At 48.8% G+C, this 25,699-nt stretch carries 27 protein-coding genes, 1 riboswitch and 1 other annotated feature; of the genes, 22 read left to right on the plus strand and 5 right to left on the minus strand.

Translation table 11 applies throughout. The features are described 5' to 3' along the window. Positions 1-267: 267 nt before the first annotated feature. The 10 genes from NSQ37_RS12350 to NSQ37_RS12395 all read left to right on the plus strand — a co-directional run bounded on the left by NSQ37_RS12350 (position 268) and on the right by NSQ37_RS12395 (position 11,346). Positions 268-1,824, plus strand: coding sequence for an MFS transporter (locus NSQ37_RS12350; RefSeq protein WP_094031670.1), 1,557 nt, complete (start codon positions 268-270; stop codon positions 1,822-1,824). A 155-nt stretch (positions 1,825-1,979) separates the two neighbouring features. Then, positions 1,980-2,804 carry a M55 family metallopeptidase gene (locus NSQ37_RS12355; RefSeq protein WP_341123868.1) on the plus strand — a complete coding sequence of 275 codons (825 nt, stop codon included), beginning with the start codon at positions 1,980-1,982 and terminating at the stop codon, positions 2,802-2,804. A gap of 14 nt (positions 2,805-2,818) precedes the next feature. Next, positions 2,819-3,745 (plus strand): ABC transporter permease, encoded by a 927-nt coding sequence (locus NSQ37_RS12360; protein ID WP_007610853.1) that lies wholly within the window; start codon positions 2,819-2,821, stop codon positions 3,743-3,745. Between the two features lie 5 nt (positions 3,746-3,750). Then, a complete protein-coding gene (locus NSQ37_RS12365) occupies positions 3,751-4,698 on the plus strand; it encodes an ABC transporter permease (protein ID WP_094031671.1) in 948 nt (315 codons plus the stop codon). Between the two features lie 5 nt (positions 4,699-4,703). Then, positions 4,704-5,732: an ABC transporter ATP-binding protein gene (locus tag NSQ37_RS12370; RefSeq protein ID WP_094031672.1), complete on the plus strand. Its 1,029-nt coding sequence runs from the start codon at positions 4,704-4,706 to the stop codon at positions 5,730-5,732. After that, a complete protein-coding gene (locus NSQ37_RS12375) occupies positions 5,729-7,348 on the plus strand; it encodes a peptide ABC transporter substrate-binding protein (RefSeq protein ID WP_012117375.1) in 1,620 nt (539 codons plus the stop codon). Before NSQ37_RS12370 ends, NSQ37_RS12375 begins: the two co-directional genes overlap by 4 nt. 87 nt (positions 7,349-7,435) lie before the next feature. Beyond that, positions 7,436-8,371, plus strand: a complete 936-nt coding sequence (locus tag NSQ37_RS12380; protein ID WP_012117376.1) for a S66 peptidase family protein — start codon at positions 7,436-7,438, stop codon at positions 8,369-8,371. A 36-nt stretch (positions 8,372-8,407) separates the two neighbouring features. Next, the gene (locus NSQ37_RS12385; protein WP_301296531.1) at positions 8,408-9,475 is read left to right on the plus strand and encodes a dipeptide epimerase; all 1,068 of its coding nucleotides are present in this window, start codon (positions 8,408-8,410) and stop codon (positions 9,473-9,475) included. Then, positions 9,472-10,371, plus strand: coding sequence for a C40 family peptidase (locus NSQ37_RS12390; protein WP_007407242.1), 900 nt, complete (start codon positions 9,472-9,474; stop codon positions 10,369-10,371). Before NSQ37_RS12385 ends, NSQ37_RS12390 begins: the two co-directional genes overlap by 4 nt. A gap of 3 nt (positions 10,372-10,374) precedes the next feature. Then, complete coding sequence (locus NSQ37_RS12395; RefSeq protein WP_020955703.1) at positions 10,375-11,346, plus strand: ABC transporter ATP-binding protein; 972 nt, start codon at positions 10,375-10,377, stop codon at positions 11,344-11,346. A gap of 27 nt (positions 11,347-11,373) precedes the next feature. Here NSQ37_RS12395 and NSQ37_RS12400 read toward each other — a convergent pair whose 3' ends face one another. Together NSQ37_RS12400 and NSQ37_RS12405 are read right to left on the minus strand one after the other, a co-directional pair. Beyond that, entirely contained in the window at positions 11,374-12,423 is a 1,050-nt protein-coding gene (locus NSQ37_RS12400) for a lactonase family protein (protein ID WP_032866102.1), read from the minus strand. A gap of 70 nt (positions 12,424-12,493) precedes the next feature. Beyond that, positions 12,494-13,354 carry a dimethylarginine dimethylaminohydrolase family protein gene (locus NSQ37_RS12405; RefSeq protein WP_015239707.1) on the minus strand — a complete coding sequence of 287 codons (861 nt, stop codon included), beginning with the start codon at positions 13,352-13,354 and terminating at the stop codon, positions 12,494-12,496. Between the two features lie 189 nt (positions 13,355-13,543). On the opposite strand from NSQ37_RS12405, the gene NSQ37_RS12410 reads away from it, so the two are divergent. The 8 genes from NSQ37_RS12410 to NSQ37_RS12445 all read left to right on the plus strand — a co-directional run bounded on the left by NSQ37_RS12410 (position 13,544) and on the right by NSQ37_RS12445 (position 19,788). Then, positions 13,544-14,062, plus strand: coding sequence for an acyl-CoA thioesterase (locus tag NSQ37_RS12410; RefSeq protein WP_003154772.1), 519 nt, complete (start codon positions 13,544-13,546; stop codon positions 14,060-14,062). 98 nt (positions 14,063-14,160) lie between these two features. Further along, entirely contained in the window at positions 14,161-14,706 is a 546-nt protein-coding gene (locus tag NSQ37_RS12415) for a GNAT family N-acetyltransferase (RefSeq protein ID WP_021493807.1), read from the plus strand. Between the two features lie 12 nt (positions 14,707-14,718). After that, positions 14,719-14,827, plus strand: a riboswitch (guanidine-I (ykkC/yxkD leader). Between the two features lie 66 nt (positions 14,828-14,893). Continuing rightward, complete coding sequence (locus NSQ37_RS12420) at positions 14,894-15,232, plus strand: DMT family transporter (RefSeq protein ID WP_015239709.1); 339 nt, start codon at positions 14,894-14,896, stop codon at positions 15,230-15,232. After that, on the plus strand, positions 15,232-15,546 hold the full coding sequence (locus NSQ37_RS12425; RefSeq protein WP_007407235.1) for a DMT family transporter: 315 nt from the start codon (positions 15,232-15,234) through the stop codon (positions 15,544-15,546). The genes NSQ37_RS12420 and NSQ37_RS12425 overlap by 1 nt, the downstream gene beginning before the upstream one ends. Before the next feature lie 74 nt (positions 15,547-15,620). Continuing rightward, positions 15,621-16,523 (plus strand): formyltetrahydrofolate deformylase, encoded by a 903-nt coding sequence (gene purU, locus NSQ37_RS12430; RefSeq protein ID WP_007407234.1) that lies wholly within the window; start codon positions 15,621-15,623, stop codon positions 16,521-16,523. Between the two features lie 86 nt (positions 16,524-16,609). Further along, positions 16,610-16,823: a binding site (T-box leader), on the plus strand. Positions 16,824-16,892: 69 nt separating this feature from the next. After that, entirely contained in the window at positions 16,893-18,005 is a 1,113-nt protein-coding gene (gene proB, locus NSQ37_RS12435) for a glutamate 5-kinase (RefSeq protein WP_039062960.1), read from the plus strand. Next, complete coding sequence (proA, locus tag NSQ37_RS12440) at positions 18,002-19,249, plus strand: glutamate-5-semialdehyde dehydrogenase (RefSeq protein ID WP_007407232.1); 1,248 nt, start codon at positions 18,002-18,004, stop codon at positions 19,247-19,249. Before proB ends, proA begins: the two co-directional genes overlap by 4 nt. A 113-nt stretch (positions 19,250-19,362) precedes the next feature. After that, the gene (locus NSQ37_RS12445; RefSeq protein ID WP_007407231.1) at positions 19,363-19,788 is read left to right on the plus strand and encodes an organic hydroperoxide resistance protein; all 426 of its coding nucleotides are present in this window, start codon (positions 19,363-19,365) and stop codon (positions 19,786-19,788) included. Between the two features lie 27 nt (positions 19,789-19,815). Here NSQ37_RS12445 and NSQ37_RS12450 read toward each other — a convergent pair whose 3' ends face one another. Then, positions 19,816-20,325 carry a MarR family winged helix-turn-helix transcriptional regulator gene (locus tag NSQ37_RS12450; RefSeq protein WP_020953982.1) on the minus strand — a complete coding sequence of 170 codons (510 nt, stop codon included), beginning with the start codon at positions 20,323-20,325 and terminating at the stop codon, positions 19,816-19,818. Positions 20,326-20,400: 75 nt separating this feature from the next. On the opposite strand from NSQ37_RS12450, the gene NSQ37_RS12455 reads away from it, so the two are divergent. The 4 genes from NSQ37_RS12455 to NSQ37_RS12470 all read left to right on the plus strand — a co-directional run bounded on the left by NSQ37_RS12455 (position 20,401) and on the right by NSQ37_RS12470 (position 23,151). Continuing rightward, positions 20,401-20,811 (plus strand): organic hydroperoxide resistance protein, encoded by a 411-nt coding sequence (locus NSQ37_RS12455; RefSeq protein WP_003154758.1) that lies wholly within the window; start codon positions 20,401-20,403, stop codon positions 20,809-20,811. A gap of 140 nt (positions 20,812-20,951) precedes the next feature. Beyond that, positions 20,952-21,536, plus strand: coding sequence for a hypothetical protein (locus NSQ37_RS12460; RefSeq protein ID WP_007407229.1), 585 nt, complete (start codon positions 20,952-20,954; stop codon positions 21,534-21,536). A gap of 21 nt (positions 21,537-21,557) precedes the next feature. Next, complete coding sequence (locus NSQ37_RS12465) at positions 21,558-22,019, plus strand: hypothetical protein (RefSeq protein WP_007407228.1); 462 nt, start codon at positions 21,558-21,560, stop codon at positions 22,017-22,019. 4 nt (positions 22,020-22,023) lie between these two features. Further along, complete coding sequence (locus tag NSQ37_RS12470) at positions 22,024-23,151, plus strand: glycosyltransferase (RefSeq protein ID WP_007407227.1); 1,128 nt, start codon at positions 22,024-22,026, stop codon at positions 23,149-23,151. Positions 23,152-23,171: 20 nt separating this feature from the next. Here NSQ37_RS12470 and NSQ37_RS12475 read toward each other — a convergent pair whose 3' ends face one another. Further along, positions 23,172-24,197: a BclA C-terminal domain-containing protein gene (locus NSQ37_RS12475; protein WP_069007506.1), complete on the minus strand. Its 1,026-nt coding sequence runs from the start codon at positions 24,195-24,197 to the stop codon at positions 23,172-23,174. Positions 24,198-24,468: 271 nt separating this feature from the next. Beyond that, positions 24,469-25,653 carry an MFS transporter gene (locus NSQ37_RS12480; protein ID WP_167340620.1) on the minus strand — a complete coding sequence of 395 codons (1,185 nt, stop codon included), beginning with the start codon at positions 25,651-25,653 and terminating at the stop codon, positions 24,469-24,471. Between the last annotated feature and the right edge of the window lie 46 nt (positions 25,654-25,699).

Consider the following 25,699-nt stretch of genomic DNA (forward strand, 5'->3'; position numbering starts at 1 on the left):
TATTTCATCATAGCATGATTTGCCTATTATTACTGACTCCATCTTAAACAAAAAGTGTGGGATAATAATGAAAAGATTGTGGGAAATTGTGAAAAAGACGAAATCGGACGGCGGCGCTTTATATTGACAATTTCCATCGGATTTGAAATAATAATGAGATATTATGTTCAATCCTTCACATGAAAAGATGTGAAAAATTCTGTCAAGCTAATGGGGGAAATCTGTTAGCTTTTTCACTTTGTCAAATAGTAAGAAAGGAGCTGTCACATGAAAGAAAAACATCACTGGATCATTTCTCTGCTTGCTGTGCTGGCTGTCGGGCCGGGGCTGATGTCGAATACCGCTCTTTCGGCTGTCCAAAGCCTTGTCCGGCAGACGGTCGGCGGGGAAAACTTTGACTCTTTTCATCCGATTATTATCGGTAATATGGCATTTGCCTTATTCGTGCCGGCGGGGCCGTATTTAAGAAAAAGATTCGGCTCCCGGCCTGTCTATATGATTTCGATGGCCGCGGGTGTCATCGGAGCGCTCCTTGCTGCTGTGACAAATGATATTTATCCGCTCGCCGCGGGCCGTTTTTTACAGGGAGCTGCGGCGGGCACTATGTTGATGATTATGATCCCGATGCTGGTGCTTTCGTTTCCGATTGAGCGCCGGAATTACGCATTATTTGTGTTGATCGGCGGATTTTACGGGTCCGTCATTATGGGAACCGTTTTAGGCACGGCGGCAAGCGCCGGCCATTGGCATTGGCTGTTCGGCATTTTTGGCCTGCTGTCTTTTTTCGGCCTCATTTTCAGTTATATGTGGCTGCGGGATGACGCTCATAAAAATGCTGAAAAATCTCCATTTGACGGCATCGGTTTTCTGTTAGCGGGTGTATCAGCCGTGCTGACCGCCTATACATTTATTCATCTGCCGAAATGGGGCTTTTCATCATGGCAGACATTGGCGGGATTTGGAGGAAGCATCGTCATTCTTCTGATCTTGCTGATCATGCAGTACAGAAACGAACATGCGCTGATTTCGATTAAACTTATGCTGATTCCAAAGCCGATTCTGGGTGTTTTCATGATCGCTGCGGGCAGTATTTCCATAGCGGTCAGTCTTTCTGCATTTCACGGGGAGCTTCAGACCGCATATCATATGTCACAAACTCAACTGATATTCCTTTATGCGAGCCTTTTGGGAGGCGTGGCCATCGCCGCTGTCATCAGTGCATTAGCATATGATAAAGTCGGTCCGGGCATGCTCGGCATAACAGGCTCTGTTATACTGGTGTTCGTGAATTTCCAATGGATGACGGCAGATCATCATATACCGCTTATTCTATTTGCGGGGCTTTTCGTGATGCTGGCGGCCGGGACAGGGCTTATTGTGGCAGCCGGACTGATGGGAGCCGCGTTGGGCGGACCGCTTCCGGAACTGGTGAAACGCATGACGGCAGTTCAGTTTTTGAGGCTTTTCATTTATATGGGCGCACCTGTTTTAATAGGGTATTTTACGAAAAGAGATGCTTCCGGCACGCTTCGGGGCGCGCGCGGCACACAATCGCCGCATGACCTGCTGATGGGGACATACAGCGATTTGTTTCTTATTGCTTTCATCTTAAGCTTGCTTTTAGTGTGTTTATCATTTGTCATGAATGCGACCGGCATGGGACATAAGCTGGCGCATAAACCGCATGCCGTCCGTAAGCAGGCGGTTGAACAGCCTTCGCCGCAGGCTCCTGAACCGATCAGGCATCAGGTCATTCCCGATCATGAATACAGAAGTGCGGTCAGACAGTTTCAGCGTCATCATATAAGCAAAAACAGTATGTAACTTTTTCTATCAGCAAACCCTTTTCCCGGTGAAAAGGGTTTGTTTTTTCCCATAATGGCAGAATGGTATATTGCATGTTTCATCCTTTTTTAATATAATTTGTTAGAATATTCATAATTCAATATCGGAATTTTAAGTAAAAAAGGAGGCATTACATGAAACTGTATCTATCTGTGGATATGGAAGGGATTTCCGGGCTGCCTGATGAAACATTTGTCAATTCCCGCATGCACAATTATGAGCGCGGCAGGGTTCTGATGACCGAAGAAGCAAACTGGTGCATCGCAGAAGCGTTTAATAACGGATGCACGGAAGTGACCGTGAATGACAGCCACTCAAAGATGAATAATCTGCTCGCGGAAAAACTTCACCCTGAGGCAGAGCTGATTACGGGGGATGTCAAGCCGTTTTCCATGATGCAGGGGCTTGATGAATCGTATTCGGGTGTGATGTTTATCGGCTATCATGCGAGAGCGTCGATGCCGGGCGTTATGTCGCACAGCATGATATTCGGCGTCCGCCACTTTTACATAAATGATAAGCCGGTCGGTGAACTGGGGTTAAATGCCTATCTCGCCGGATTTTACGATGTCCCGGTCATCATGGCTGCAGGAGATGATTGCGCCGCAAAAGAAGCGGAGGAGCTGATCCCGAATGTGACGACTGCCGCCGTCAAACAAACCATTTCAAGAACCGCGGTCAAATGCCTGTCCCCTCAAAAAGCCGGACGGCTCCTGACGGAAAAAACAGCCTATGCGCTCAAAAATAAAGATAAGGTCAAACCGCTGATTCCGCCTGAAAGACCTGTATTAGGCATTGAATTTGCCAACTACGGACAGGCTGAATGGGCCCATTTAATGCCGGGCACAGAAATCATCCCGGGAACGACAATCGTTCAATTTCAGGCAAAAGACATGCCGGAAGCCTATCAGGCCATGCTCGTCATGACAGAACTCGCCATGAGAACAACATTCTGTTAAAGGGGTGAACGGCATTGCTGCGGTATTTTATCAAACGTTTTATCGCCATGATTATGACCGTCCTCGTCATCACCACTCTGACATTTGTCATGATGAAAGTGATACCCGGCTCGCCTTTTAACGAAGAGCGGGGCACAAACGAAGCGGTCCAGCGAAATCTCGAATCCTACTACCATCTGAACGAACCTCTTATCACTCAATACGCCATCTATCTAAAATCCATTCTTACCTTTGATTTCGGTCCTTCAATTAAAAAACCGTCAGACAGTGTAAACGCCATGCTTGAACGCGGGTTTCCGGTCTCATTTGAGCTTGGGATAACGGCGATCATCATCGCGGTTATTTCCGGGCTCGCGCTCGGCATAATGGCCGCTCTCAGGCGCGGCGGATTTCTCGATTACGCGGCCATGAGCCTTGCGGTGCTCGGGATTTCCATTCCGAATTTTATTATGGCTACGCTGCTGATTCAGCAATTTGCGGTTCATCTGAAATGGTTTCCGGCAGCTACCTGGACGAGTCCCGTTCACATGGTCCTGCCGACTGTTGCGCTTGCCGTCGGTCCCATGGCCATTATCGCGAGGCTGACAAGATCAAGCATGGCCGAAGTGCTGACTCAGGATTACATCCGCACGGCAAAAGCAAAGGGGCTTTCTCCCGTCAAAATTGTGATCAAACACGCATTGAAAAATGCTCTTATGCCTGTTGTGACAGTCCTCGGGACGCTTGCCGCAAGTATTTTAACAGGCAGTTTCGTCATCGAGAAAATTTTTGCCATACCGGGAATGGGCAAATATTTCGTAGAAAGCATCAATCAGCGTGATTACCCGGTCATCATGGGAACGACCGTATTTTACAGTGTGATTCTGATCGTCCTGCTGTTTCTGGTTGATTTGGCATACGGCCTGTTAGACCCGCGCATAAAACTTCATAAGAAAGGGTGATCCTGATGAATCTCCCGCAAGAAACGGTAAAACACACAGAAGTGCCTGATGACTGGTTTCAGCCGGGCGCGGAAAGAAAGGGTGAAACCGAGTCGGTCAAGCGTCCGAGCCTGTCTTACAGTCAGGATGCGTGGCGGCGGCTTAAAAAGAACAAATTGGCGATGGCCGGGCTTGTGATATTATGCTGCCTGTTTCTATCGGCTGCGTTCTGTCCGCTGATATCACCGCACAGCGTGACAAGGCAGACGCTCGCCGAGCAGAATCTTCCGCCGTCTTTTTCACACTGGTTCGGAACCGATGAACTTGGCCGGGACGTGTTTACAAGAACGTGGTACGGAGCGAGGATCTCTTTATTTGTCGGTGTGATGGCGGCGCTGATCGACTTTTTGATCGGCGTCATCTACGGAGGCGTCGCCGGCTACAAAGGGGGCCGGACAGACAGCGCTATGATGAGAATTATCGAGGTTCTCTACGGATTGCCGTATCTGCTCGTTGTCATTTTGTTAATGGTGCTGATGGGGCCGGGGCTCAGTTCCATTATCGTCGCTCTGACCGTGACGGGATGGGTCGGCATGGCGCGGATTGTCAGAGGGCAGGTGCTGAGGATGAAGCATGATGAACACGTATTGGCTTCGAAAACGTTTGGAGCGAAAACATTTCGGATCATTAAGAAAAATCTGCTGCCGAATACGATGGGAGCCATTATTGTCCAAATGACGCTTACGGTGCCGGCGGCGATTTTTGCGGAATCATTTTTAAGTTTTCTCGGACTCGGCATTCAGGCGCCGTTTGCAAGCTGGGGAGTCATGGCAAACGACGGGCTGCCGGCGATTTTATCAGGCCATTGGTGGCGGCTGTTTTTCCCCGCTTTTTTCATTTCCTTGACGATGTACGCGTTTAACGTACTTGGAGACGGCTTGCAGGACGCGTTAGACCCGAAACTGAGGAGGTAGGAAAAATGGCGCAGCAAGTTCTTTCCGTTCAAAATCTGCATGTTACTTTTTCAACATACGGAGGCACTGTAAAAGCCGTCAGAGGCGTCAGCTTCGATTTATATAAAGGTGAAACGTTTGCGATCGTCGGTGAATCGGGCTGCGGAAAAAGCGTGACGTCACAAGCCGTGATGGGTCTTCTTCCGAAACATTCGGCAAAGATTGAATCCGGAAGCATACAATTTAAACAGAAAGACCTTTGCCAAATGTCGGATCGGGAAATGCGGGGAATCCGGGGGCTCGATATTTCTATGATCTTTCAGGACCCGATGACGGCGCTCAATCCGACTTTGACCATAGGGAATCAGCTCTCAGAAGCGCTGTTGGAACACCGCGCCATGACAAGAAAACAAGCTGAATCCGAAGTTCTCGCCATGCTGGATCTGGTCGGTATCCCGGACTCGAAATCCCGCCTGAAGCAGTACCCCCACCAATTAAGCGGGGGCATGCGGCAGCGGATCGTGATTGCGATGGCTCTGATCTGCGAGCCGGAAATTATGATCGCCGATGAACCGACAACGGCTCTTGATGTGACGATTCAAGCACAAATCCTTGAATTATTTAAGAAGATTCAAAGAAAAACAGGCGTGTCTATTATTCTGATCACACACGATCTCGGCGTCGTCGCTCAGACCGCCGACAGAGTCGCCGTCATGTATGCGGGGAAAATCGCCGAAATCGGCACGAGGCATGATATTTTTTACCGTCCGGCTCATCCGTACACAAAGGGGCTGCTTCGTTCAGTGCCGCGGCTGGATATGGAGGATAGTGAGCTGTCGCCGATTGACGGGACGCCGCCTGATTTATTCGATCCGCCGCCGGGCTGCCCGTTTGCCGCCCGCTGCCCGGACAGGATGATCGTCTGTGAAAAGGTATACCCGGCAACAACCGTGAAATCCAAAAGCCATATCGTCAACTGCTGGCTTCAGGATCACCGTGCAGAGCGGCTGAAGCAGCAGCTGACGGCAGCAGAGGAAAAAGGGGGATTGAAATGAAAAAGAGATGGGCGATCGGTGTGATTGCTGTTGTTTCGTTTGCTCTGATGGGCTGTACAGCCAATGAACAGGCGGGGACAGAACCCGGAAAAGCAAAAGAACAGGGGGGTGAAACGGTGCTGCGGCTCAATAACGAAAATGAGCCGACCTCACTTGATCCGCCGATCGGATTTAATAATGTTTCCTGGCAGCCGCTGAATAACATCATGGAAGGATTGACGAGGCTCGGAAAAGATAATAAGCCCGAACCGGCCATGGCGGAAAGCTGGAAGGTGTCCGCTGATAAGCTGACATATACCTTCAATATCCGGGATAACGCCGAATGGACAAATGGCGATCCCGTTACGGCGGAAGACTTCGTGTACGCCTGGAAACGGATGCTCGATCCGAAAACGGGCGCATCTTCCGCTTTTCTCGGCTATATGATCAAAGGCGGGGAAGAATTTAACAGCGGAAAAGGCAAACAAGAAGACGTGAAAGTCACGGCAAAAGATAAAAAAACGCTTGTCGTCACATTGGCGGCACCGCAGGATTATTTTCTGAGCGTCGTGTCCAATCCGGCGTATTTCCCGATTAATGAGAAGGTCGCCAAGGCTGATCCGAAATGGTTCACTGAAGCAAAAACCTTTGTCGGCAACGGGCCGTTCAAACTGACGGAATGGAAGCATGACGACAGCATGACGATGGTCAAAAACGAGACGTATTGGGATAAAAAGACGGTGAAACTGGATAAAGTCACATGGGCGATGGTCAGTGACCGGAATACCGACTATCAGATGTTCCAGTCGGGGGATTTGGATACCGCCTTTGTGCCGGCAGAGCTGAGCGAGCAGCTGATGGGAGGGAAAAATGTCCGCACGTGGGATCAGGCCGGACTCTATTTCTATCGTTTTAACGTAAAAATGGAGCCGTTTCAAAATGAAAAGATCAGAAAAGCGTTCGCGGCAGCGATTGATCAGAAAGAAATCACGGATTATGTGACCAAAAACAGTGAAAAGCCGGCACATGCCTTTGTGTCCCCGGGATTTACTCAGCCTGACGGGAAAGATTTCCGCGAAGCGGGCGGCAGTTTATTAAATCCGGATGAATCAGAAGCCAAAAAACTGCTGGAAAAAGGCATGGCAGAAGAGCATTATGACAAGCTGCCCGCCGTTACATTGACATACAGCACAAAACCGGAGCATAAGAAAATAGCGGAAGCGATTCAGCAGAAGCTCAAAAGTGTGCTCGGTATAGACGTTAAGCTCGCCAATATGGAATGGAACGTCTTTTTAGAAGAGCAGAAAGGACTGAAGTTCCAGTTCTCTCAAAGCTCATTTTTACCGGATTACGCAGATCCGATCAGTTTTCTAGAGGCTTTCCAGACGGATAATTCCATGAACCGCACCGGCTGGGGCAGCGCGGCATACGACGGCTACATCAAGCAGGCAAAACAGGAAGCCGATGCCAAAAAACGTTTTGCGCTCATGCATAAAGCGGAAAAACTGCTCATGAACGAGGCTCCGATCATTCCGATTTACTTTTACAATCAGGTGCATCTGCAGAACAGCGGCGTGAAGGGCATTGTCCGGCACCCCGTCGGTTACATTGATCTGAAGTGGGCGGAAAAGTCCTGATCTTACAGCGGAAACATACGCCGCTCTTTTGCCGATAAAGGAGCGGCGTGTTTCACTTTTCAATCCGGAAAGGAGATTGAAAAAGTCATGAACCATAAACCGAAAGCACTGCAAAAAGGCGACACGGTCGGTGTGATTGCGCCCGCAAGCCCGCCTGAGAGCGGGACGCTGCAAACCGCGCTGCTGTTTTTAGAGAATGAGCTTGGCCTTCAAGTGAAACTCGGCCGGGCGCTGAAGACCCGTCACGGCTATTTGGCGGGAGAAGACCGGGCGCGTCTCGATGATCTCCATGACATGTTTAGTGATCAAAATGTCAAAGCGGTGATATGCGCGTGCGGAGGATTCGGCACGGGCCGCATTGCCGCCGACATCGATTTCGGCTTAATCCGCCGCAATCCGAAAATTTTCTGGGGATACAGTGATATCACGTTTTTACATACCGCCATTCATCAAAATACGGGGCTCGTCACATTTCACGGCCCGATGCTGAGCACCGATGTCGGGCTTGAAGATGCTGATCCCCTGACAAAAGCGTCGTATCGTCAGCTTTTTACAGAAACGGAATTCACCTATACGGAGGACATTTCTCCCTTAGAGGTGCTGACAGGCGGAAGGGCCGAGGGAGAGCTTGCGGGCGGCAATCTGTCGCTCATTACGTCCACACTCGGCACGCCGTTTGAAATTGATACAAAAGACAAATTGCTGTTTATCGAGGATATTGATGAGGAGCCGTATCAAATCGACAGAATGCTGAATCAATTAAAGATGGCCGGAAAACTGTCAGACGCAGCCGGAATCCTGGTCTGTGATTTTCACCAATGCGAACCGAAGCATAAAGAAAAGTCGCTTACTTTAGAGCAAGTGCTGAACGATTACATTGTCAAATCAGGGAAGCCCGCGCTCAAAGGCTTTAAAATCGGCCATTGTTCACCGAGCTTCGCCGTTCCGATCGGAGCCCGCGCGGTTATGGATACGGCGGCCAAAGCGGTAACGATTGAATCGGGGGTTTCCGGAAGGGAGTGATCAGGCGTGAGGATTACAGATATTCAAACGGGACGGATGTCCGTGCCGCTGAAAAAGCCGTTTAAGACCGCTTTACGCACGGTTTACAATGCTGAATCGGTCATTGTGAAGCTCACTTTTGACAACGGTCTGACCGGCTGGGGGGAGGCGCCGCCGACGGTTGTCATTACAGGCGACAGTGCGGCCGGTATTGAAAGCGCCGTCCACGATGTGCTGAAGCCCGCTCTCTTGGGGCGGAGCCTTTCCGGCATGGAAGCCGTTTTGTTTGATATCAGCCGGCTGTTGGAAAGAAATCAAAGCGCAAAAGCCGCGGTGGATATGGCTGTATATGACGGATGGGCGCAAATGCACGGACAGCCGCTTTACCGGCTTCTCGGAGGCTATCGGAATACACTGGAAACAGATTTTACCGTCAGCGTCAATTCTCCTGAGGAGATGGCGGGGGATGCAGACCGTTATGTGAACAAAGGATTTCATATTTTAAAGGTAAAAGTCGGCATAGGTGACATATCGGACGATGTTGCGCGGATTCAGGCGATCAGATCACGTGTCGGCGGAAACGTCAAACTGAGATTGGACGCGAATCAAGGCTGGACGCCGAAAGAAGCCGTGACTGCGATCCGAAAGATGGAAGACGCAGGCCTCGGCATTGAGCTGGTCGAGCAGCCTGTTCACAAAGAGGATATCGCCGGGCTGAAGCAGGTCACAGATGCCGTAGACACGCCGATTATGGCGGATGAGAGCGTCTTTACCCCCCGTCAGGCCTTTCACGTGCTGCAGACGAGAAGCGCCGATTTAATTAATATTAAGCTGATGAAAGCGGGCGGCATAAAGCAGGCGGAAACAATCAATGCGATGGCGGAAACGTGCGGCGTGGAATGCATGGTCGGCAGCATGATTGAGACCAAGCTCGGCATCACCGCCGCGGCCCATTTTGCCGCGGGCAAACGGAATGTGACGAGGTTTGATTTTGATGCGCCGCTTATGCTGAAAGATGATTTGATTCAAGGCGGCATCACATACAGCGGCAGTCAGATTGCGATTCCCGACGAACCGGGTCTCGGCATTACCGGTGTGTCGATACAAGAGGGGGCGAAAAGATGAGAGCAGCCGTTACAGCGGCGGCAGCCAACGTATGGACGCTGCCGTCATCTCCCCGTTCGTATGATGCGCCGATGCTCGAAAACCCGCCGCAGATCAGAAAATGGTTAGCGTCTATGGGATATGAAGAGCGGCTGCAATTATGCACAGACAACCTTGTCCAAACGCAAGCGCTTTTCGGGGAAGAAGTGATCATTCTCAAAGAGGAAGGGGAATGGGCTTTTGTCGCCGTTCCCGGCCAGCCTTCAAACAAGGATGTGCGCGGATATCCGGGGTGGATGAAAAAAAGCCAGCTTTCAAAAGACGGCTTTCATGCATCTTCCCCCGCCGTATGGATTACCAAACCGACAGCTTTTTTATATCACACAAACGGCAAACCGGACTTGGAAGTAAGTTTCCTAACGCGTCTTCCGGCATCAGGACGTGAGAAAGGCTTTTTCCGGGTGGTGACGCCGCTCGGAGAAAGGTTCGTAAATGAAGCTGACGCAGACGAGTGCCGGCATACGGAAGGACGGGCGGCCGATGTCATCGAAACGGGCATGATGTTTCTCGGGCTTCCGTATTTATGGGGAGGACTGAGCGGTTTCGGGTTTGACTGTTCCGGGTTTATGTATTCGATATTTAAAGCAAACGGCTATACCCTTCCCCGTGATGCAACGGACCAAGCAAAAGCCGGATGCGGCGCGGCGGTAAACGATATCCTGCCGGCTGACCTTTTGTTTTTCGCCTATGAAGAAGGAAAAGGCGCGATCCACCATGTCGGTTTGGCGCTGGGAGACGGCCGAATGCTGCACTCCCCGAAAACGGGAAAAACAATCGAAGTGCTGTCTTTGGAAGGAACCGTCTATGAAAAAGAATTATGCACCGTACGCCGCTGTATAAGCGAAAAGGGGGAATAGAAAATGACGGCATCTCCGCTCCTTGAAGTCAGCGGGCTGAAAATGCATTTTGACGCAGGAAGAAAGAAAGCCGTAAAAGCAGTCGACGGTGTCAGCTTTCACATTAACAGAGGGGAAACATTCGGACTTGTCGGAGAATCGGGATGCGGTAAATCGACGCTCGGAAGGGTTATTCTCCGTCTGTATGACCCGACGTCCGGTTCGGTATCATATGAAGGGACGGATATACACCGTGCCGCGGCAGAACAGCGGTCGGTCTTCTTCCGCAAGCTGCAGATGATTTTCCAAGACCCTTACGCCTCGTTAAATCCGCGCCTGACCGTAAGGGAAATTATTATGGAGCCGATGGAAATACACAATCTTTACAATACAAGAAAAGCCCGTCTGATGATGGCGGATGAACTGCTTGAAGCTGTCGGGCTCCATCCGGATTTCGGCAGCCGGTATCCCCACGAATTCAGCGGCGGACAGAGGCAGAGAATCGGGATTGCCAGAGCGCTCTCTCTGCATCCCGAATTTATCGTGGCGGATGAGCCGATTTCCGCGCTGGATGTGTCGGTACAGGCTCAGGTCGTCAACCTTTTAAAAAGGCTACAGAAAGAGAAAGGGCTGACATTTTTATTTATCGCCCACGATTTATCAATGGTCAAGCATATCAGCGACCGGATCGGCGTGATGTATTTGGGCCGCATGATGGAAATTACAGAAAGCGCTGCGCTTTACCGGGAACCGCTTCACCCTTATACGAAGGCGCTTTTATCCTCAATCCCGATTCCTGATCCGCTTCTTGAGGACAAGCGTGAACGCATTATTCTGAAAGGGGAGCTGCCGAGCCCCCTTAACCCGCCGAGCGGCTGTGTATTCAGGACGCGGTGTCCTGAAGCGATGGAGCTCTGCGGTAAGATAACGCCTGAGCTTGAAGAAGTGAAGGCGGGGCGTTTTGTCGCCTGCCATTTATACAAAAAAGAAAGCTGACAATATAAAGTCAGCTTTCTTTTTTAATTAAACCTGATGCAGAAATGACACGCAGACCGGATACGGAACCGGAATGTCAGATTGAAGCAGAGTCAATTTGCCTGTTTCCGGATCACGTTCAAACAAAACCAGATTTCCCGTTTCTTCGTTTGACGCGACAAGGAATGTCTCGGAAGGGTCAAACGCGAAATCACGCGGCCAGTTTCCTTCTGTCGGCACCCATTCAAGAAGAGACAATTCGCCGGAATATTGGTTGATCTTATAGATGGCGATGCTGTCATGTCCGCGGTTGGCGGCATAAAGAAATCTGCCGTCTTTAGATATGCGGATCGCGCTGCCTTGCGATTTGTCCGTAAAGCCTTCAGGCAAAGCGGAAATGACCTGCAGCTCTCTGAATTCACCTAAGGTCGGGTTGTATTCAAGCGCGATGACTTCATTACTGATTTCCGTCATGACATAGGCGTATTTTTCCGCCGGATGGAAAACGATGTGGCGCGGCCCTGAACCCGGTGCGAAAGAGTGAGTTTTCACCTCTGTGAGCGAACCGTTTTTCATTTGGTAAGTATAAAGCGTATCCGTCCCTAAATCGACGGCTGCAATGTAGTTATGCTCAGGTGTATAGCCTGCGAAATGGGTATGCGGTTTCTCTTGTCTTTCATGAGGACCTGTTCCCGTATGAGCGGCTTCGGCAGCCGGCTCCCGCAGACTTCCGTCTTCATTGACGGGAAAGGCGTGCACTTTTCCGCTGTGGTAATTAGCGGTTAACACATATTCATGTTTATCATCAATGCTGACGTGGCATGGAGACGGGCCTTCAATCAGCTGGTGGTTCACAAAAGTTAATTCCCCGCTGTTCTGATGAATCTGATAGGCTGCGACGCCGCCTTTTCCGTCTGCCTTTTCAATGGAATACAGCATGCTGTTATCAGAATTCGGAGTGACGTATGTCGGGTTGCCGAGCTTTGCTGCCAGCTTCGGACGGCTGAGCCGTTTCGCTTCTGTATCAAGTTCAAAACAATAAATGCCTTCGCTTCCGCCTTTTGTATATGTTCCCGCGTATCCTATGTACTTAGCCATTCGGTTTCCCCCTTTAGAGTCTTGTCTTCTCTATATTAACGTATCTTGAAGGAAACTGCCTTGTAAATGTTTAAGATGTTCTGACAAGCGGCAAGGTGCAGCAGCGGAAGGAACCGCCTGATTTAATAATTTCGGAAAACTCGGTTTCAATGACTGTATAACCTCTTTTTCTGAGCTCGCGGTTCGTATGACGGTGCTGCGGCAGGCTGATAATTGTCTGATTGCCGATTGACAGGATATTAGGACCGAGCGTGAATTGCTCTTCTTCAGGCACTTCTATCATCTCAAAACGTTCGGCGAGAAGATCAATTTCTTCCTGCCGCAAGCCATTTTTGCAGTATAGCGCCTCCGTTTCCGAGATCATATTAAATACACAGTCCAAATGTAAGAAATCTTCCTTGAGAGGGATCGGCACAACCGTCATCTCCGGCAGCGCCTCCCGCAGCTCCCGGACAGCCGCTTTATCCGTGCGCTCGCTCAGCCCGGCGTAAACGGTGCCGTCTGCGATCAAGATGTCGCCGCCTTCAATGTTCGCTTTTTTCAGTCGCGTATAGGGGATTTTCTTATTGTCAAGCAGGTTTTGAAACACTTTTTCTTCTCCCTGCCGGACTGAAGCCGCCATGTTTGAAATAAACGCCGTCTCGCCTAAGACAAATCCGATATCCCGGGTGAATACCTGCTCAGGCAATGCGGGATCGGCAGGCAGCAGGACGACTTCAATCTGATGAGATCTTAAAATGTCAATAAACTCACTATGCTGTTTGAGGGCAACGGGTATGTTAATATTTTCTTGTTTGAAATGTTTCTGCGTTCCGTTAATAATATCCTTGATGGCCATGTGTTCCGGCCGGCATAAGATGACTGTCTGCAAAGCATCAAACTCACTGCGGCAAGCCGGTTTCCGCGTGGATTTGGGAATGGATACGTCCATGTGATATCCTCCTATCGGTATTCAATGTGCGTTTATTATTCCCGGATGTGATGAATAATGAAACATTTATGAGAGAATATCTAACCAACTTAATATTTAAAATTTTAGACAAAACGGTCAAAGTATTGTTTAATAGGGTACAGATGAATGAGTCAAAACGACCAGACACCAAAGGGGAGTTTAAATAATATGAAGTTGCCAGAATCAAGATTTTGCAAAGAAACAAGGGTTGTTAAAACAAGCAGGGTTTTTCCGCTTGATACGAATAATCACAATACGCTGTTTGGCGGAAAGCTGATGAGCTACATTGATGATATCGCTTCAATTTCCGCGGCCCGCCACTGCCGGTGTGAAACAGTCACGGCCTCAATGGATTCTGTAGATTTTTTGCGCCCCATCGGCCAACAGGATTCCGTATGCCTTGAATCTTACGTCACATGGGTCGGCACATCGTCTATGGAGGTGTTTGTCAAAGTCATTAAAGAACATCTGATGACGGGCGAACGCGAGCTTGCGGCAACGTCGTTTCTGACCTTTGTCGCGCTTGATTCAAACGGGAAATCGGTACCCGTTCCGCGGATCGTGCCGGAAACCGAGGAAGAAATCATGCTTCACAATACGGCCGTTCAGCGCGCCGGAGAACGAAAAAACCGCTTAAAACACAGCAAGGCCCTGGCCGAGGCGCTCGGAACAGATAAACCTTGGTAATCATCAAACCGCTTTTTTAAAAAGCGGTTTTTTTATGCTGAGAAAGGACTTTTCCTGCCGGATCCATAATCTATACAGGGAAAGGAGACGTGGCGTGCATGATGAAACATAAGTCTTCCGGCACCATCCTGACAACCGGGCGTATCCGTCTGCGGACTATGCGGGATGACGATGAAGAAAATTTGTACGGGCTGTTTACCGACAGAGAGGTCATGAAATATTATCCTTCTCTTAAAAGCAGACGGGAAACGAAGGAATGGATTGCCTGGAACAAACGATTGGCCAAAGGATACGGCGTCAGTCTTTGGATCGCAGAGGATAAAGAGACGGGCGCATTTCTCGGTCAATGCGGAATCGTTCCGCAGACGGTAAACGGAAACACTTTGATGGAAATCGGCTATATGTTTGCCCGCCGCCGCTGGGGCTGCGGCTATGCGACAGAGGCGGCGAACGCCTGTCTGGACTACGGTTTTCATACGCAGCAATACGGACGCATAGCGGCGCTGATTGATCCGGAAAACGCTGCCTCCGTCCGTGTCGCGGAAAAAATCGGTATGGTGCCCGGTGAGACCGTTACCAAATGGGAGAGGCAGCTGACGGTTTTTGACATCACATCTGACGTTGAACGTTTCGGCGAAATGTAGTATGATACGAACAGACATGTTTTCTAGGGTTCCGCATGTTTATACATGGCCTGGTCCGAGAGAAAACACATATGCGGACATATCCCGCATATGCACACGGAGGGAAAAAAGCCCGGGAGAGTCAATCTCATGTGAGACGACTATCCGGGCTTTTTTGTATTGTCCGGATACAGAAAGGGTGAAGAACATGAAATGGGGTTTAGTGGTCATAGCGGCCGTATTTGAAGTGGTATGGGTCACCGGCCTGAAACATGCTGATTCGGCACTGGCGTGGAGCGGCACGATTGTGGGAATCATCATCAGTTTTTATCTATTAATCAAGGCGACAGACAGCCTGCCCGTAGGAACGGTATATGCGGTCTTTACCGGACTCGGGACAGCGGGCACCGTGCTCAGTGAAATCCTGCTTTTCAAAGAGCAGGCCGATCCGGTGAAAATCGTGCTGATCGGCGTTTTGCTGATCGGTGTCATCGGATTAAAGCTGGTCACACAGGATAAGCCTGAGACGAAGGAGGAGAAGGCGTAATGCATTGGATCAGCCTGATAGCCGCGGGTCTTTGTGAAATGCTCGGGGTCATTTTAATGAATCAATTTCAAAAAGAAAAGAAAGTCAAATGGATTCTTTTCATTATCGCCGGATTTGCGGCTTCTTTTTCCCTGCTTTCTTATGCGATGGAGACGATCGCGATGGGCACGGCCTATGCGATCTGGACCGGTATCGGCACGGCGGGCGGCGCATTAGCCGGCATTCTTTTCTACGGCGAGCAGAAGGATGCGAAGCGCATCTTTTTCATTGCGCTTATTTTATGCGCTGCCGTAGGGCTGAAAATTCTTTCGTAAATTGATTTTTATCAAATCTTCAGTATAATCTATTAGTAAGTTACGAATTATGAAGATACGAGGGATTAAAACAGATGAATTCATATATGACACAGCGGCTGAAAGAATACCGCCGCGGGAATGAGGAAAAAGGGCGCCTGCTTGTCAGCTGCCCCGACCAGCCGGGAATTGTATCGGCAGTGTCGGCGTTTTTGTTTGAACATGGCGCAAACATTATTGAATCAAATCAATACACGACTGACCCTGAAGGCGGACGGTTTTTTCTTAGGATCGAATTCGACTGCAAGGGCATTCGTGAGAAAAAAGAGGACTTACAGCAGGCGTTCGCCTCAATCGCCCAGACATTCGGCATGACATGGAGCCTGTCTCTGGCAAGTGAGCTGAAGCGGGTGGCGATCTTTGTATCGAAGGAGCTGCACTGCCTTCATGAACTGATTTGGGAATGGCAAAGCGGCAATATGATGGCCGAAATTGCGGTCGTTATCAGCAACCACGAAGAGGCCAAAGAAGTGGTCGAACCGCTGAATATTCCGTTCCATTACATGAAAGCTAACAAAGACATCCGCGCCGAAGTGGAGCGGCGCCAGCTTGAGCTGCTGGAGCGGTATAAGATTGATGTGATCGTTCTTGCCCGCTACATGCAGATTTTGACGTCTGATTTTGTATCTGCCCATCCGAATCGGATTATTAACATCCACCATTCATTTCTGCCGGCCTTTATCGGCGCTAATCCGTATAAACGGGCTTATGAGCGCGGAGTGAAATTAATCGGCGCGACCTCTCACTATGTGACGGACGATCTTGATGAAGGGCCGATTATTGAACAGGATATTGAACGCGTCGATCACAGAGATCACGCAGAGGATCTGAAGAATATCGGCAGAACGATTGAGCGGAGCGTGTTGGCAAGAGCCGTAAAATGGCATCTGGAAGACCGTGTCATCGTTCACGGAAACAAAACGATCGTATTTAATTAATGGCGGTCCGCCGGGGAGGCGGACTGTTTTTTATGGATGAAAATGTCTTGACAAGAACCTGTTTTCTTTGCATAATATAAAAAAATCATTGAGCGTTGAAGAGGATCAGTACGCAGAACTTTCTGTGACAGAGAGCAAAATGGCCCGCTGAAACATTTTGCCGCATGAAACCTGCCGAACCTGCCTTGGAGTCCTGAGGGGAAAACTCAGGCGCGATAACCTGGCGTTACAGGAAAGCGGGACGCGTGAAAAACGCGTTCAAACAAGGTGGTACCACGGAAAGCCCATTTCGTCCTTATTTTTCAGGACGGAATGGGCTTTTTTTATTGACGAGAGCCGGTTTGGATTGATTGCCACGGAGGAGAAACGATGAAAAAACAAAGAATTGTTGTGAAAATCGGGAGCAGCTCGCTCACCAACAGTAACGGAAGTATTGATGAAGCAAAAATCAAGGAACATACGGAAGCCATTTCTTTATTAAAAGAAAACGGGCATGAAGTGATCCTCATTACCTCAGGCGCGGTGGCAGCGGGTTTTTCCGCTCTCGGCTATCCGTCACGACCCGTTACGATAAAAGGAAAGCAGGCAGCTGCCGCAGTCGGCCAGACACTTTTAATGCAGCAATATATGGAACATTTAAAAAGATACGGTCTGACGCCGGCACAAATTTTATTAACAAGAAATGATTTCTCAAAAAGAGAGCGGTACAGAAATGCCTATGCCACTGTAATGGAACTGTTGGAGCGGGGAGTCGTGCCGATTATTAATGAAAATGATTCCACATCAGTCGAAGAGCTGACGTTCGGTGATAACGACATGCTGTCGGCGCTTGTAAGCGGTTTGATTCATGCAGACCAATTAATGATTCTCACAGACATTAACGGGCTGTACGATGCCAATCCGAATGAAAACCCGGACGCAAAGCGGTTCGACTATCTGAATGACATCACACCAGAATTGCTCGGATATGCCGGATCAGCAGGCTCAAAGGTCGGCACCGGAGGCATGAAGTCAAAACTTCTCGCCGCCCAGACCGCATTGTCGCTCGGGGTGAAGGTATTTATCGGAACCGGCTCCGGACGGGAAAAACTGATGGGAATTTTAGACGGAAAAGGCGACGGCACTTATATCGGCGATAAAGACCTGTCCTCAGTAAATAATACACGGCAATGGATCATGTTTCATTCTCCGATATCAGGGGAAATCATCATTGATGGGGGAGCGGAGCAGGCGATGATTCATAACGGGTCAAGTCTCCTCCCGGCCGGCGTCGCCGATGTCTGCGGCAGTTTTCCGAAAGGGGCCGTAGTGGAAGTCAAAGGGCCCGGCGGCATTATCGGCAAAGGGCAGACGCAGTACTCATCCGATGAAATTTTAGAAGCCAAAGGGAAGCGGAGCGACCAGCTTTCAGGAACGAAGCAGGTGGAAGTGATTCACAGAGATGATTGGGTGAATTTATTTGACGAGGGGGAACACAAATGAGTGAAGTATTGCAAAAAGCAGCCTTGGCAAAAGAAGCGGCTGCCGAAATGGTCATGAAAACGACGGCTGAAAAAAACGAAGCGCTCCAATGTATTGCAGACGGACTCAGAAATGAACGCCGGCTGATTTTAACAGAGAATCAGAAAGATATTGAAGCGGGACGGAACAGAGGACTGACACCTGACATTATTGACAGGCTGACTCTTGATGAAAAACGCCTGCTCGATATCGCGGACGCCGTGGAACTGCTGATCGGTCTTGAAGATCCCGTCGGTGAATCGCTGGAGACCATTCAAAAAGAAAATGGATTATCCATTGAAAAAATCCGCGTGCCCCTCGGAGTAGTGGGCATGATCTATGAGGCCAGACCGAACGTTACCGTAGACGCGGCCACACTCTGCCTGAAAACCGGAAACGCGGTTGTGCTCAGAGGAAGTTCTTCCGCTATCCACAGCAACATAGCGCTTGTCAGTGTGATGAAACGCGCTCTGGGGCTGTCAAAGCTTCCGATTGATGCCGTTCAGCTCATAGAAGATACAAGCAAAGAAACCGCCAAACAGCTCTTTACATTAAATGACGGGCTGGATGTATTGATCCCGCGCGGCGGTAAAAATTTAATTGATCTTGTGGTCAGGGAATCAACCGTACCCGTTTTAGAAACCGGAGCGGGCAATTGCCACGTGTACATAGATGAGTCAGCAGATCCTCAAATGGCAAGCGAGGTCGTCATCAATGCCAAAACACAGCGTCCTTCGGTCTGCAACGCGATTGAATCTCTTTTGATTCATGAAAAATGGGCCGAAGAACACGGGCGAAAGCTGCTGAATCAGCTGACAGAAAAAGGGGTGGAGCTCCGAGGAGACCAGGTGATTTGCAGACTGGAGCCTCAAGCGAAACAAGCAGAAGAAGCCGATTGGGGAGCGGAGTATCTGGCGCCGATTCTCAGTGTGAAAACGGTGCAGGACGTACAGGAGGCGGTCCGCCACATTCAGCAGTACGGCACAAACCATTCAGAAGCCATTCTGACGGAGAACACCGAGCATGCGGCTTACTTCCAGACCGCCGTTGACGCCGCCGCCGTGTATCATAATGCTTCAACCCGGTTTACGGACGGTTTTGAATTCGGATACGGAGCCGAAATCGGCATCAGCACGCAAAAGCTTCACGCGAGAGGGCCGATGGGGCTTCCGGCGTTAACATCTACAAAAATCATCATCAAAGGAAACGGACAAATCCGGGTATAATCTTTTAAGCTTATCCTTCAAAAAGGGTAGGCTTTTTTTATGCGGAAAGATTGACGCCCTCTATTATATTGTGTAAAATTAAATTGTACGCAATATAATAGAGGTGAATTCACATGACAAAACCATTATTTACTGCAACCGTATCAGCCGCCGGCGGACGTGAAGGGAAAGTCACGTCTTCTGACGGAGTGCTGAATCTTGATGTTGCCATGCCGGGAACGCCAAGAGCAAAACGGCTCGAACATGCTACAAACCCTGAACAGCTGTTTGCCGCAGGATATTCAGCCTGCTTTGACAGCGCTCTTCAGCTCGTAGCGAGAAAAGAGCGTCTGAGTATTGAAACAGAGGTCACTGCGCATGTCAGTCTGCTGAAAGATGAAGCAGACCAAGGATATAAACTAGGCGTTACGCTTGAGGTCAAAGCATCCGGCATTGATAAACAGGAGCTTGAAGCCCTTATCCAAAAAGCGCACGGTGTCTGCCCGTATTCAAAAGCGACAGCGGGAAATATTGAAGTGAAGCTTCTGGCAGCAGAATAAAAATAAGGATGCCCATTCGGGGCATCCTTATTTTTTGCCGTGCAGCGTATTCAAAACCTCATAAAGCGACTGCTTTAACTGCTTTAATTCCTCTTTTGACCGTCCCGTCTGTTCCAGCATGGCAATGGGAATATCCGCCGCTGTTTTCTGCAAGGCCCGTCCTTCATCTGTGAGCCTGATCGTCACGGATCGCTCGTCTTCAGCCGACCGCTTTCTCATGATGATTCCGTGCTGCTCCATCCGTTTCAGCATCGGTGTCAGCGTTCCGGAATCCAGGTACAAAAGCTCACCCATCCGTTTCACATTCAGTTCTTCGTGCTCCCATAATAAAAGCAGTGCCAAATATTGGGGATAAGTTACGTTGAGCTTATCAAGCAGCGGTTTGTACCGTTTCGTCATTTCCCTTGAGCTTGCGTACAGCAAAAAACAAAGCTGATTCTCCAGTTTCATATGTTCAAAATCTTTTTCTGCCATTACTTCTTTCACCAACTCTTTGTTTGTTAACGTTACCCCTATTGTAGCTGAAAAACGAACCATTTCCTATTCCAATCATGTTTAAAAATATGAGCAGGGGCAATATATACAGTAAGTACAATGAGGAGGCTGATAATAATGGCATTATTTACTTCAAAAGCGACCGCAGTCGGCGGACGAGCAGGACATATTAAATCCGAAGACGGGGTGCTGGATTTTGACATCATCATGCCGAATGCAAAAAAAGACGGAGAAACCGGCACAAACCCTGAACAGCTCTTTGCGGCAGGATATGCTGCCTGCTTCGGGGGAGCGCTTGAGCTCGCCGCCCAAAAACAAAAAATCGACATGACCTCTGAAATTGAAGGACAGGTCAGCCTTTTAAAAGATGAGAGTGACGGAGGTTACAAAATCGGCGTAACGCTCGTCATTGATACAAAAGATCTTGACAAAGAAACGGCGGAGAAGCTAGTGCACGCCGCTCACGAGTTCTGTCCGTATTCAAAAGCAACAAGAGGAAATGTAGACGTCAAACTTGAATTAAAATAAATCAACGAACGAATATCCCGGATTTTATATCCGGGATATTTTATTAACGAAAACATCAGTAATGATCTCTTCTCTCCCGGAATAAGAATACGATATAGCACTTTTGCATAATGACACCAAGAGAAAAGAGGGAGAAATCGATGTCTCTTCCAAACATACCGAACATCACCCCCGACATTACACTCTCCAGATGTGAGACCCTGAACCTCCTTCTTTCATCCGTGGCTATGGAAGAAATCGGACTATCCCATATTCTGCAGGCGGAAGCGGAAAGGATTCAAATGTTTCTCGGCGCTTCCGGCGATCCCTCCTTGGAGGAATTGTCATCAATCAATAGAAGCACTGAACGGCTCCTGCGCACCGTCATGAAATCACAACTCCTTTTGCAGACGAAGCTTGAGGACATTATCTTCTTACAGGATTCTGAAGCCTGTATGGACCCGGACGACCCAAGCAATCCGAGTAATCCGGGCGATCCTGATGACCCGTGGAATCCGGACGACCCGAGTAATCCGAGTGATCCGGGCGATCCTGATGACCCGTGGAATCCGGATGATCCAAGTAATCCGAGTGATCCGGGCGATCCTGATGACCCGTGGAATCCGGACGATCCCAGTGATCCGGAAGATCCGTGTGACGGCCTGTTTTACGGCCGCATTGGCTGCTGTGAGTGCGGGGATTGTGAGGACTGCGATTGGAAGAAAAAAGGCGGGGAGCGTTCATAAAAAAAGAGACGGGTGAAGCATATGCCGTATCCAAGCATCTCAAAAGCGAAACAGGCATCTTTTGAAGCCTTGCATTGTCTCACGATGGCGCTGTTACATATATTATCTGTGACCGTGGATAAAAGAAGGGGTTCAAATTACAAAGAAGAAATCAGGCTGTTCTCCGCATTGTGCCGCTGGCAGATGGAAACAGGCGGCCGTCTGTTTTTAATGATCAGCTTGGAAGAAGAGCAGAAGCAGATGTATGAGCGGCACTTTTTTGAAATGAAGACAGTTACGGAACGAACGAAAAAATTCATTTCTGAAAGCCCGCGCGAATTCCGGGCGCATCCGATTACGAAGCGGGCTGTCAGGCAGCTTCAGGAATGGAATACGGAAACTGCCGAACCTGCCGTCAGATGGGTGCGGCCTGTCATCATCACGATGAACGGCACTCCTGAACGGCCTTGGTTCAATCAACAACTCCAAAATCGGGAAAGGTGAGAAAATGAGCGGAAATGCTGAATGTAAACTGACTCTTTGCATGATTGTGAAAAACGAGGAGAGATACATCTCCCGTTGTTTATCAAGTGTACAAGACATCGTTGATGAGATCGTCATCGCAGACACCGGATCACAAGATAATACAAAAGATATCTGCAAAAGCTTTCAGGCAAGAGTGTTTGATTTCGAATGGGAGAATGATTTCGCAAAGGCCAGAAATTACGCCCTGCAGCATGCCGAAGGAGATTGGATTTTAGTGCTTGACGCAGATGAAGAGCTCGATCAGGAGACGGGCCGTTTTTTAACTTCGCTGCTTCATGACGGATTACCGAGCCGGGGCCTTTTGAAAATCATCAATTATACGGGGAAGCAGCTCGATGAAAATGAAGCGTTTGAAAGCATGCAGCCGAGACTGTTCCGCAATCATAAAGGCCTTCTGTATCAAGGCAGAATTCACGAGAATATCTCGGCTTCCAATGAGGAAGAAAACAATGCTTTTTTCACGCTCCCATGTGTGATTCATCACTACGGCTACTTGGAGCAGGAAGAAAAGATCAAGCAAAAACATAAACGGAATATCAGCATTTTAAATGAAGAGCTTTCAGAGGAAAATCCTGATCCGTGGCTTGTCTATCATTTGGCAAGTGAATGCTACAGAATCAAAGACTATGAAAAAGCATTACATCTTGTCAACGGCTCAATTTTTCAATTTTTAAGCGAAAAACGAATGCCTCCGTCTCTCCTGTATTATTTGAAATATACAATATTGCTTGAGCTCAAACGGTATGAAGAAGCCGAACAAGGGATTGAAAAAGTGCTCAAGCTATATCCTGATTACAGCAATCTTCATTATTATAAAGGCCTTGTATTATATCATTTGGAAAAGTACAGAGCGGCAATCAAAGCATTTGAATACGGAACGCAGGTTGAAGGAGAAAACGCTGATCACTTCATTTTAAAAGGTGCCGCCGATTTCAGAGCCTTTTATTATATGGCGAAATGCCATGCTGCATTAAACCATGATATGACGGCCATCGCTTACGCCAAAAAATCCGTGAAGTTCAATCCTCAATTTAAACCCGCGAAAGAACTTCTGTCTCAATTAAAAAAGGATCAGCGGACAAACGCCTGATCCTTTTTTTGCATGTTCCATTAAGATAATCGAATAATGTTTAAAGCTGCACCGACGCTTCCTCCAAGCAATGTGGCCGCACCCAATAATCCGAACAGCTGAAGCTGGATGGTGCTGCCTGCTGGCAAAGTCACAATAAAGGAGTTATTAAAGTTTGCCAAAGACGCGACCGGGGCGATAATCGAACTTGCAGGAGGAGTGCCGTTGATTAAAATACGCGAACTTACAAGCAAGCCGGCCGTTAAATTAATATGGTAGGAAATATAGTACCGTCCCGCCGGAGCAACGGTAAATATGGTATTTGCGGCATTAGCCGTAATATCTGCCGAAAGGTTTTGTTCATTCGGTAAGGAAATGGTCGTGCCGCCCACAATAACTGCGACAACACCGCCGCCCGTATTGCTCGCATAGCCGGAAGTGGCTGTCAGACTTGTTCCGGTGCTTCCGGTCGGTCCGGTGCCGCCAGTAGCGCCAGTGATTCCCGCCGCAGCTAAAAGTGTATAGTCAGCTGAGGCTCCGGGGGTTCCCGCCGGGCTGTTTACGTTCACGACATAGGAGCTGCCGTTATACAATACAACCTGTCCGGGTGTATAAGTGGGAGCAATCAGCGGATTAAAAGCAACAATCCCTTGAAGACCCGCACCGGTGACCCCCGTAGGTCCGATCGCTCCGGTTGGCCCCGTCGCTCCGGCCGGTCCGACTGCTCCCGTAGGTCCCGTCGGCCCCGTAGCACCAGTCGGTCCCGCCAGTGTAGGGATATTTGAGATACTGTCCAATTTTGAACCGAGAAGAAGCTCCTGTTTCATTAAGCTGTCAAGCGTATCACGGACGCTCTCATTCAGGTTAAGAATATCCGCAAGACTTGACGGGGGCCCTGTTAATCCGGGAATCGTTCCGAGCGCGTATTGGATTTTTTCCCCTTCCGCATTCAGAATATGTGCCATTCCCAGCTCTTCCATAGCAATTGACGAAAGAAGAAGGTTAATGGTATCGTCTCTGGAAAGTGTAACGACAGGGGTGATATTGGGCAAATTAGGCTGTGACACAATGTCCCTCCTTATGAGTTGGCTGAAAATCATTTTATTACGAACAAAGTTCCCCCAAATGAGCGTAAGCAGTACTGTATCAGTATATTCACTGATTCTGTCCAAGTTTCTGAATGGATTCCCTTTATAAACCAATTGAGCGGGTTATACCGCTGTTTTTGATTTCATCATATATGAAGGAAATACTTTAAATATAGAGAAAATACATCGCACAGCATTCGCAAATCGGTCAAAATGACAGCGGGACATGTGATCGTCTATAAAGCGATGGCTATATATCTTGTGCGTTTCCTGCAAAAACTCTCTTTTTCATTTCAAGTTTTCTGTATAAAAGGGCGAGAAGCATGGATGGGATCGTACAAACAATCATTCCGATAAAGGCATACCGGGGTTCAATTTCATATAAAAAACCTCCGAAAATAGTAAATACCGCAGTGCTCCAGCTGAGAACAAGCGCTGAATATATGCCTTGGGCTTTCGGGATTTGCGCGGGTGAAATATTTTTAATTAAGTATTTCATAAATGCATAGTGTCCCATCGCGAATGAACAGGCATGCAGCGTCTGCGCAATACAGAAAATGATGACATGCGGAAAGGCAAATACGAGTATCCAGCGTACGGTAGCACCAAGCGCCGCCAAGGCGAGCAAAGAGCCTGCCGTAAATTGATGAAAGTATCGGTCAGCGATTGCAAAGAAGATAATCTCCGCGAGAACGGCGATGTTGATGATGATTCCGATGGCATATGCGGGCGCATCGATTTCCTGCAAAAAGAGATAACCGTAATTGTAATAAGACGCGTGTGCCGCATGCAGTAAGATAACGATTGCGAGCACCAGACCGAAATATTTGATGCGGAATAAGGCAAACATGCCCTCTTTTCTTGCGCGGTCTGTTTCCGGCCGTTTTGAAAGAACAGCTGGCGCATGCATAAAGCTGAGGCATGCGAATATCAGGGTGCCCAAAAGCAGTGCCCATAAAATCGCTTGATCTCCGAATATACCTGTAAAGACGGACAGGATGACGCCGGCTGAAACAAAACCCGCGGACCCCCACTGTCGGCTTGTCCCATAGGCCTTTAATTCGTTATGCTGTACAAGGACGCCGCAAGCGCTGTCTAAAGCAGGCATTAAAGCAGGGTAAAACACATGCAGCACTAATGTGACAAGAAGCAGGCTTTGAAAAGAATCAGCGGGAATATAACATAAAAGTGCGAGAAGCGTCCCGGTTCTGGCGCCGTTTAATAAGGCTTTGCTGCTGAATTTTCCTGATAAATAAGGGAAGAAAAATAATGTGGAAATCCCTCTTGCCGCCAAGCCCAGGCTCATAATGAAACTGGCTTCGGATACGGAAACCCCTTTTATATGCACCATCCATCCCGTCCAATAGGGCAGAAAAACACCCCATGTCATAAAAAAACTAAAAAAATGCAGACTCATCCAGCGATATGCTTTCATTCCCGTTCCTCCTTTAATTGGCATGTTATCATGTAAAGACATAAAG

This window comes from Bacillus sp. FSL P4-0334 (assembly GCF_038004825.1).
In the GTDB taxonomy this organism is placed as follows: Bacteria; Bacillota; Bacilli; order Bacillales; family Bacillaceae; genus Bacillus; species Bacillus velezensis.